The sequence below is a fragment of the uncultured Chryseobacterium sp. genome, from assembly GCF_936933875.1.
Classification (GTDB): Bacteria; Bacteroidota; Bacteroidia; order Flavobacteriales; family Weeksellaceae; genus CAKZIK01.
This window is the reverse complement of record NZ_CAKZIK010000015.1, coordinates 18,075-27,637: the sequence shown is the minus strand read 5'-3', so window position 1 is coordinate 27,637 and position 9,563 is coordinate 18,075. Positions and strand designations below refer to the sequence as shown.

11 protein-coding genes are annotated in these 9,563 nt (G+C 38.1%); 8 read left to right on the top strand and 3 right to left on the bottom strand.

Going from position 1 to position 9,563, the window contains the following annotated elements; genetic code table 11:
- Positions 1–125 precede the first annotated feature (125 nt).
- From Q0252_RS02135 to Q0252_RS02100, 8 genes are all read left to right on the top strand, one after another.
- A complete protein-coding gene (locus Q0252_RS02135) occupies positions 126–1,403 on the top strand; it encodes an OmpA family protein (RefSeq protein WP_297983211.1) in 1,278 nt (425 codons plus the stop codon).
- A 119-nt stretch (positions 1,404–1,522) separates the two neighbouring features.
- Positions 1,523–2,857, top strand: coding sequence for an Nramp family divalent metal transporter (locus tag Q0252_RS02130; protein ID WP_297983209.1), 1,335 nt, complete (start codon positions 1,523–1,525; stop codon positions 2,855–2,857).
- Entirely contained in the window at positions 2,854–3,045 is a 192-nt protein-coding gene (locus Q0252_RS02125; RefSeq protein ID WP_297983207.1) for a hypothetical protein, read from the top strand. The genes Q0252_RS02130 and Q0252_RS02125 overlap by 4 nt, the downstream gene beginning before the upstream one ends.
- Before the next feature lie 15 nt (positions 3,046–3,060).
- Entirely contained in the window at positions 3,061–3,588 is a 528-nt protein-coding gene (locus Q0252_RS02120; RefSeq protein ID WP_297983205.1) for a transporter, read from the top strand.
- 61 nt (positions 3,589–3,649) lie between these two features.
- The gene (locus Q0252_RS02115) at positions 3,650–4,189 is read left to right on the top strand and encodes a nucleotide exchange factor GrpE (protein ID WP_297983203.1); all 540 of its coding nucleotides are present in this window, start codon (positions 3,650–3,652) and stop codon (positions 4,187–4,189) included.
- 104 nt (positions 4,190–4,293) lie between these two features.
- On the top strand, positions 4,294–5,421 hold the full coding sequence (dnaJ, locus tag Q0252_RS02110) for a molecular chaperone DnaJ (RefSeq protein WP_297983201.1): 1,128 nt from the start codon (positions 4,294–4,296) through the stop codon (positions 5,419–5,421).
- Between the two features lie 79 nt (positions 5,422–5,500).
- On the top strand, positions 5,501–5,842 hold the full coding sequence (locus Q0252_RS02105; RefSeq protein WP_297983199.1) for a phosphomannose isomerase type II C-terminal cupin domain: 342 nt from the start codon (positions 5,501–5,503) through the stop codon (positions 5,840–5,842).
- Between the two features lie 108 nt (positions 5,843–5,950).
- The gene (locus tag Q0252_RS02100) at positions 5,951–6,811 is read left to right on the top strand and encodes an alpha/beta hydrolase (RefSeq protein ID WP_297983197.1); all 861 of its coding nucleotides are present in this window, start codon (positions 5,951–5,953) and stop codon (positions 6,809–6,811) included.
- Positions 6,812–7,531: 720 nt separating this feature from the next.
- On the opposite strand, the gene Q0252_RS02095 is transcribed toward Q0252_RS02100, so the two are convergent.
- From Q0252_RS02095 to Q0252_RS02085, 3 genes are read right to left on the bottom strand one after another with little or no spacing between them, the layout of a single operon-like run.
- Entirely contained in the window at positions 7,532–8,335 is an 804-nt protein-coding gene (locus tag Q0252_RS02095) for a polysaccharide biosynthesis/export family protein (protein WP_297983195.1), read from the bottom strand.
- A gap of 10 nt (positions 8,336–8,345) precedes the next feature.
- Entirely contained in the window at positions 8,346–9,107 is a 762-nt protein-coding gene (locus Q0252_RS02090; protein ID WP_297983193.1) for a glycosyltransferase family 2 protein, read from the bottom strand.
- Positions 9,104–9,562 (bottom strand): VanZ family protein, encoded by a 459-nt coding sequence (locus Q0252_RS02085; RefSeq protein ID WP_297983192.1) that lies wholly within the window; start codon positions 9,560–9,562, stop codon positions 9,104–9,106. The genes Q0252_RS02090 and Q0252_RS02085 overlap by 4 nt, the downstream gene beginning before the upstream one ends.
- Position 9,563 lies beyond the last annotated feature (1 nt).

Here is a 9,563-nt window from a genome sequence, read left to right as displayed (position 1 = left end):
AAAGTTAATTTGTGCTAAATGCACAACAGGTTAAATATTAAAATTTCTTAAAAAATACTTCACAAAAACAATCTTTGGATTAAAAATTGCTATCTTTGATAAGTTAAATTTTAAAATAAACTATTATGTCATTAAATGTAATTGATCTAATCAAAGGACAGTTAGGTCCTGCATTAGTTTCACAAGCTGCTTCTCAATTAGGAGAAAGCGAATCAGGAGTTTCTAAAGCAATCAGCGGTTTACTTCCTGCAGTTGTTGGAGGTTTAGCAAACAATGCTAACAAGCCAGGAGTTCTTGATGCGATTACTGGTGCTGCTTCTAGCGGTCTTCTTAGTAATTTGTTAGGAGGTTCTTCTAACAATTCAGTTATATCTTCTGTACTTTCTGCAATTTTTGGAGATAAAGTAGGAGGATTGGTTAATGCAATTTCCAGTTTTTCAGGAGTAAGCAACTCATCATCTAATTCTTTATTGAATATGGTTACTGGTGCTGCTTTGGGATCTCTAGGAAAGTACTCTGCTGATAACAATCTTGATGCTTCCGGTATCACGAGGTTATTAGAAGATCAGAAAGGTCTTGTTTCTTCTTTACTTCCGGCTGGTCTTTCTTTGGCTTCTTTAGGTCTTGGAAACTGGTTTGGTGGTGATAAAGTAGAAACTGAAAAAGTAAAAGTTACTTCTTATGACGAACCAAAAGTAGAAGTAAACAGAGGTGGTGCAACTCACGTTAATGTTGACAGAAATGACGACAACGGTGGAGGCGGATCTATCTGGAAATGGTTATTGCCACTTCTATTGTTAGGTCTTGCTGCTTGGTTCCTTTGGAAGCAATGCAACAAACCTGCGGAAACCACGACCGGAGTAACTGATTCAACCATCGTAGTTTCCGATTCTTCTGCTGCAGTTTATGTTGATTCTACTGGAACAACTCTTATAGCAACCAAACAATCCACTATAGTTACATTGCCAACCGGAAAAACTTTGAACGCTTACAAAGGTGGTATCGAAGATCAAGTAGTCGCTTTCTTGAATTCTGACGAGTACAAAAATGCAGACGAAGCTGCTTTGAAAAACAAGTGGTTCAACTTTGATAACTTAAACTTCGAATTTGGAACAACTAAATTGACTCCAGAATCTCAAGTTCAGTTGGATAACTTGAAAGCGATTTTGGCTGCTTATCCAGATGCTAAAGTAAAAATCGGAGCTTACACTGACAAAAAAGGTGATGATGCTGCAAACCTTAAACTTTCTGCTGATAGAGCTAACGCTGTAAAAGCTGCTCTAGGTTCTGCACAAGTTGTTGAAGCTGAAGGTTACGGTGAAAAATTTGCAACAGTTGCTGAAACAGGAACTGATAAAGAAAGAGAAGCTGACAGAAAAACAGCAATCAGATTTGTAAAATAATTCTTTTTAGAATTTTTTAATATTAATCCCGGCTTTTAGTCGGGATTTTCTTTTGCTTTAAATTTTGATATTAGAACAATTTATCTATATTTGTTAGATTAATCTAACATTTTAAAAAATTGAACTTAAATATAAATAACAAAGCTTGGAGAAAAGAAAGAACTGCAGATTCTTTACCTGAAGTTTTTTCAAGCATAAATGTTCCAAAAAATGCCGGTTTTTTCAAAAAGCTTTTGGCGTTCGCTGGTCCAGGTTTAATGGTTGCCGTAGGTTATATGGATCCGGGAAACTGGGCAACCGACATTGCAGGAGGAGCTCAGTTTGGTTATACTTTGCTTTCTGTTATCTTATTATCAAATATTTTTGCGATGATTCTTCAGCATCTCTCCTTAAAATTGGGAATTGTTGCAGAAAGAGATCTCGCTCAGGCTTGTAGAGATCATTTTAATCCTACCACCAATTTTATATTGTGGGTTTTGTGTGAGATTGCCATTGCAGCCTGTGATTTGGCCGAAGTTATCGGTTCTGCCATTGCTTTAAACTTGCTTTTTGGAATTCCGCTGACTTGGGGCGTTGTCATTACTGTTATTGATGTTTTCCTGATTCTTTTTCTTCAGGCAAAAGGTTTTAGGGTTATTGAAAGTATTGTTGCAGGATTAATCTTTATTATTTTGGGATGTTTTCTTTATGAAATTATTCTCAGTAAACCAGATTTGTTCCCAATTTTAAGCGGTTTGGTTCCACAAAAAGAAATTATTACCAATCCATCCATGCTGTATATTGCCATTGGAATTTTGGGAGCGACTGTTATGCCACATAACCTTTATCTTCATAGCAGTATCGTTCAAACAAGAAATTATGAAAGAACCGATGAAGGTAAAAAAGAAGCAATAAAATTTGCGACTATTGACAGTTCAGTTTCTTTGCTTTTAGCTTTTTTCATTAATGCTTCCATATTAATTGTTGCAGCCGCAACTTTCCATACAACCGGAAATAAAGACATTGCAGACATTCATGATGCCTACAAAATGTTGGCTCCGATTTTAGGAACTACTTTAGCGAGTATTTTCTTTGCAGTCGCATTATTGGCTTCAGGTCAAAATTCAACTTTAACAGGAACACTTGCCGGACAGATTGTTATGGAAGGATTTCTGAACATTCGTTTGAAACCATGGCTTAGAAGATTAATAACACGTCTAATTGCAGTTATACCGGCTTTAATAGTCACGATTATTTACGGAGAAAAAGGTACTACAAATCTCTTGGTTTTAAGTCAGGTTATTCTATCGATGCAGTTGAGTTTTGCGGTAGTTCCGTTAGTGATGTTTACCAATTCAAAACTGAAAATGGGACAGTTTGCCAATAAGTTATGGCTTAAAATTTTGGTTTGGGTAATTGCTACCGTCATCATTTTTCTAAATTTGTATCTGTTATTTGAGACATTTTTTTGGTGAATAATAAAGTTTTTCTGCCGTGCTTTTTGGCGTTGTACGGTTTTATTTCTGCGCAATACACTACCGAAGTACCCGCAACAGTTCAGAAAAATCACATCGAAATTGAAACAGATTTTGCCTACGAAAATTACGGAAATCAGCATCAATATTATATTCCCGCGTTTTTTGCAAAATGGGGAATTCTCTAAAATACAGAGTTGCATTTGCAAACAGCAATAACTCATAACACTTCAGAAGAGATCTCGTTCAGAGGAGTTTCTCCATTGGTTATTGGTTTTAAAACGAAACTGTTTCCTTCAAAAAATATTCTTCCTGATGTTTATTTAATGGCCAACATCGGTCTGCACAAAACGGGATCGAAAATTTATCACGGAACTTTTTTAAGTCCATCCCTTAATCTTATTTTTGGAAATCAATTGAATGAAAAAACTTCTTTGCAATATAATGTCGGTTCGAAATGGGATACAGGTACCGGTCAACAGATGACGACCTATTCAATATCTGGTTTGTATCAGGTAACACCGAAAAGTGTTCTGTTCGCAGAATATTTTGGTTACAGTGCAAAAAACCAAAGTTCAAATCATCATTTGGATGGCGGAATTACGTATAATATTCTCCAAAATCTTACTTTCGAAAACTCTGTTGGATTTGGTTTGACAGAAAATGCTCCCAATTATTTTGCGAATTTCAAAATCAATTACACTTTTCCTGTTTCAAAAAAATCTGACTAATTGTCAAAAAAAATCCTTTGGCAATAATTTTGAAAATTAGTGTGTATAAAAAATATAAATTATGTCAGAAAATCACGATAAATACGAAGAAAATTTAGACGAGCAGGCTGAAATTAATCCAAATGTTGAAGATGAAGCTACTGAAAATATGGCAGTGCAACCTTCCGCAGAGGAACTTTTGGCAGAAGAAAAAGACCGTTATATCCGTCTTTATGCGGAGTTCGAAAACTTCAAAAAGAGAAGCGCAAAAGAAAAAATGGAATTTTTCCAATACGCTAATCAGGACATGATGGTTTCGATGTTGGGAGTTTTGGATGATTTCGAAAGAGCATTAAAGGAAATTGCTAAAAATGGAAATCCTGCCGATTTACAGGGTGTTGAATTAATCTATCAAAAATTCAAATCAAAATTGGTTGAAAAAGGTTTAAAACCGGTTGAAGTAAAAGCAGGCGATGACTTTGATGTAAATCTTCATGAAGCGATTACCCAAATTCCAGCTCCTACAGAAGATTTGAAAGGAAAAATTGTAGATGTTATCGAAAACGGATACCAGTTACACGATAAGGTGATTCGTTTCGCAAAAGTGGTTATCGGAAATTAAGAAAGAGTCAATTTTGCTTCGAAAGTGAGAAGTGAATAGTCAATTTTGAAAATTCACTTGAAAAAATTCACAGCGCAGCGAATTCACAATTCACAATTATAAAAATGTCGAAAAGAGATTATTACGAAGTTCTGGAAATTTCCAAAAGTGCTTCGGCAGACGAAATAAAGAAAGCATACCGAAAAATGGCTTTAAAATTTCACCCCGATAAAAATCCGGGTGATAAAGAAGCTGAAGAAAAATTTAAAGAAGCAGCAGAAGCTTATGAAGTGCTGAGTGACGATAACAACCGCGCGCGTTACGATCAGTTCGGACATGCAGGAATGGGAGGAGCCGGTGGATTTGGCGGTGGCGGTTTCGGTGGCGGTATGAACATGGAAGATATTTTCAGCCAATTTGGAGATATTTTTGGTGGACATTTCGGCGGTGGCGGATTTGGTGGTTTTGGCGGCGGTCAAAGACAGCAAGTTCGTGGAACCAATCTTCGTGTGCGAATTAAACTGAATCTTGAAGAAATGGTGAACGGAACTCAAAAAACCATTAAAGTCAAGAAGATGAAATTGGCAGCAGGAGCAACTTCCAAAACTTGTCCAACTTGCCATGGAAGCGGAGTTCAGGTAAAAGTCATGAACACGATGTTCGGACAAATGCAAACCCAAACTCATTGCGGAACTTGTCAAGGAATGGGTAAAGTTGCCGATAAAATTCCTTCTGGAGCCAACTCACAAGGTTTGGTAAAAGAAGAGGAAGAGGTAACCATAAATATTCCTGCAGGAGCAAGAGAAGGAATTCAGCTGAACGTTCGCGGAAAAGGTAATGATGCACCTTTTGGTGGAAATCCCGGAGATCTTTTGGTGGTTGTTGAAGAAGAAGTTGATGTAACGATTAAGAGGGAAGGAGACAATCTTCACCAGGAACTGTACGTATCTTTTGCTGAAGCAGCTTTAGGGGTGAAGAAAGAAGTTCCTACAGTGGATGGAAAGGTAAAAATTACTGTTGATCCGGGAACGCAAAGTGGCAAAATTCTTCGTTTGGCAGGAAAAGGGTTACCGAGTATCGACAGCTATGGAAAAGGTGATATGTTTGTTCATATCAATGTTTGGACGCCACAAAAATTAACAAAAGAACAAAAAGAATTTTTCGAAACCCAAATGAACAGCGGCGAAATGGTAGCTGAACCTTCAGGAAAAGAAAAAACTTTTTTCGATAAAGTAAGAGATTTATTCAATTGAAGAAATATAAAGAGGTTTTTTAAGTCTCTTTTTGTAATTTAGATCTGGAATCTAAAATTTTACTCAGAAATAAAATATTATGGAACACGATATACGTCCTTGGGGAGAATATTGGGTATTGGAAGATGCAGAAACCCACAAGGTAAAAAGAATTATGGTAAATCCTGGAGGAAGGCTTTCTCTTCAGTATCACCATCATAGAGCTGAGGTTTGGACTGTTGTATCCGGAATTGGTACGATTACCATCGATGATTTAATTCAGGATTATAAAGCAGGAGATGTGGCCGTAATTCCGCAAGGCGCTCAACACCGAATTGAAAATAAAACCAATGAGCCGGTAGTTTTTATTGAAGTTCAACATGGAACCTATTTTGGAGAAGATGATATTGTGAGAATTGAGGATGATTATAATAGAGTGTAGATTAATTAAAATTTGAAATAGTTGAAAGCTGCAGATATGCGGCTTTTTTCTTGGATGATTTTCATCATTTACGAAGTTTATGGCACAATCTTTATGTAACTTTATAGTATGAAAAAACTGATTTTCAAATATCATTTTTGGATCATTGGAATTTTGGGAATGCTACTGAATTCCTGTTCAACATCGTATAAAGCGGTTTCTGAAAGCAATGGCGCAAAAAAGATTTACAACTTAAAATACGGTGAAGATTCCCGAAATATTATGGACGTCTTTCTTCCGGCAAATTATTCGGCGGAAAGTCCTTTAGTGATGCTTGTTCACGGAGGAGCCTGGATCATGGGAAATAAAGCACATCTTCGAAGCATACAGAAATTTCTGTTAAAAAATGATATTCCATCGGTTTCTATCAATTATCGATTGCTAAAAAAGGATGTTAATTATCAAACACAGGAAGAAGACATCAATAAAGCAGTTGAAACTACTTTAAAATCTGCTTCTGAATGGAATTTGAATGCAAAGAAAATTATCCTTTTAGGCGAAAGTGCAGGAGGACATTTGGCATTGCTGTATGGTTTTCATCATCCTGATCAAATTTCAAAATTGATTTCTTTAAGCGGACCAACAGATTTTTATTCGGATCATTATCTGAAATCTTCCTATCATCAAAAAACAAAAGGTATTTTTCAGCGTGTGGTTGGTGAAAAATACAGCCCGGAAAATTTAGAATCGTTTAAAAAAGCAAGTCCGCTTCATGAAGTTTCGAATGTTCCGACATTAATTTTCCAAGGAGACCGAGATTTTTTAGTCAACCGAAAGCAGGGAATTAGTTTGGATTCTGTAATGACGGCGAAAAATTTCCCTCATGAATTTATTTACATGAAAAACAGTGGCCACGTTCCAAGATTCGTTAAAAAGAAAAGAGAAAATATTATTTTTCCAGCAATTTTAAAATTCATTAGAACCGAATAAAAAAAGAGAAACCATTTCTGATTTCTCTTTTTATATGAATTTTTAGCGTTAACTTATTTTGCCGGATATTGTACCTTTGTTGCGGAGTTGTTCGGGAGTTGTTCGGGAGTTGTTGCGGAGCTGTTGCCAAAATGGGGTGATTTTGGGAAGGATTAGCGAAGGAGAGTGGGAGGAGTTGGGTTTGATAGTGGAGGAGTTGGGAGTGTTTGAATGTTTGAGCGTTGGGTGAGGTTATTGAAAATGGAGATAGGTTTTTCGCATGCTGTGATGTGCTCTTCTTCTTAAATGAAGATATTGAGCGCTGTGAAATATGCTTCTCTTCAAGGAGAAACTTCGGATTAACATGAGTAGGGTTGTCCTTTGAAAGTTTTGGCTTTTGCCGGAGATTCGCCTTATTTTCTGAACACCCCGTCTTCCGTCTATCGACGGAATCCACCCCTCTGAGAGAGGGGAACCATTGAAGCAACTGAGCATGAAAGGCGTTTGAAAATTGACAGTTGACCTTTCACCATTCACCATTGACCATTGACCATTGACCATTGACCATTAACCATTGACCATTGACCATTAACGATTAATTCACCATTCACCCTTTAAACACCCTGTCATTTCGCAGGCGAACTGACACCCCTCTGTGAGAGGGGGACCAATGGGAAAACCATAGCGCGGACCGAAGGTCCGCGCTATGGTTAACTTATTTTTTTCAGCAATGCTGCAGGATTATTTTTTAAAGACCAATGCCAAAATGGTCACCACGATGGATGCTACGGAAATATAGATTCCCGCATTGGGATCTAGGCGGCTTTGTTTAGCCACCGTCTCATTGGAATTCACGTACAGCACGTCGTTCTGTTTCATATAATAGAATGGGGAACTGATAAAATCAGATCGGGTGATGTCGAGGCGCTGTTTCGTGACCGTGCCGTTTTCGTTGCGTACCAAGAGAATATCATTGCGAACGCCATATTTGGTAAGGTCTCCGGCGAGACCGAGGGCGCTCAGTACGGTTGCCTGTCCGTCCGGGATGGTGTACGTACCGGGCTTGCTGACTTCACCCAGAACCGTCACTTTGTAATTCAGGGTTTTCAGGTGGACAACAGGATTGTAGACGTAGCGTTTCATCTTTTGGGTGAGTTCTTCCTCAAACTGCTCCAGTGTTTTACCTTCCGTGCTGAGTTTCCCGATGACAGGAAACGTAATGGAATTGTCTGTTTTAACGATATAGGTTGGGATTTGACCTGTTGCGGCTGTAGGCTGCGTATTTCCGCTTGGCGCAGTATTGGTTACATTTTCAAGGCGTGTCATATTCTGGTTGAACGGTGCTACGGCTTCCATTTCTTCTGCGGTAATCCAGATGCCGAGCTGATCGCCGGGCTGAATGTTTTGGGAAGAATTTGCTACGGAGGCAGCAGTGGCAATTTCCTCGCCGTCGTCCTTCATATAGTTCAGATTGTTCTGTTTTGCTTTGCAGCTGAAAAGGATCAGCGCCAGTGCTGTATAATATAAATAGTGAATTTTAAACATAGTACTTTTTTTACTGATATTTTTTAATGCGCGGTAATATATACTGCGGTATTTTTCTGATAATTTTTGAAGCCAGCGTAAATTTTCCGGGCAGGTTGTATTCGCTGATGATCTGCAAATCTTCGGCCGACTTTCTCTTCTGCTGCTGCATATCGGTACTTTTTCCACCCAAACGCATTTTCACCACCCATTTATCCAGAAATACTTTTTTGAGTTTCGCGTTAGTGAACCAGCGCAAAGATATTTCATAATCTGAAGCAATCTGAAAATCCTCGCGATACAGTCCGTATTTTTCAAATACTTCTCGCTTGGCAAAAATGGTGGTATGAAGCGGAATCCAGCCGTATTTCAGGTCGCTTTGCTGAAAAGGTTTTGCAGTATAGATTCTTTTTACATTCGCAAGATCTTCACCATCCACATACATGCCGTTGGCGTACACAATATCTGCATTAGTGGTTTTAAAAACTTCAGCAATTTGGCTCAGTGTATTTTCTGCATAAAAGAAATCGTCGGAATGCAGTAAGCCAATTACGTCGCCGGTACAGTTTTTTATGCCTTTGTTCAGGGCATTATACATCCCGGTATCTTTTTCGGAAACAAAAAACTGCAGGCAGTTTTTGTATCTGCTGATCATTTCTGCCGAGCCGTCTTTTGAACCGCCGTCTATAACCACATATTCCTTGTCCGCATAATCCTGAGACAGCATACTTTCCAAAGCAGAAGCGATGGTATTTTTGCGGTTGTAGCAAGTGGTAATAACGGATATTTTCATGACTGATTCATAAGCTTTTTATGGTTACAAAATATTCTGACGAGCAGCAAACCTGTTAATCCTCCCAAAACGTTGAGCAAAATATCATCCACATCAAACACGCCACGGTTCAGAACATACTGTAATATTTCTATTAAAGCAGAGCCTGCAAAAATAAGCAAAACTGCATAAACTGTTTTGATGTTTTTTCTGAGTACCCATTCCAACGCAGGTATAAAAGGCATAAACATTAACACATTGCCCAACACGTCCTGTATATAACCCTGTCTTGCTTTTGCAGGCATTTTAAAATAATCCTGTGCTGAAACAAATTTATCGAACAAGATTAGGTTTGCATTCGCCCGATAATCTGTATCGCCCAATCTCCGTCTTGCGAGAAAGGTGATGTAGATGATGAGTGCAAAATACAGCATGGCACTTACCGTTTTCGTATATTTCCACCAGATTTGCTGCACT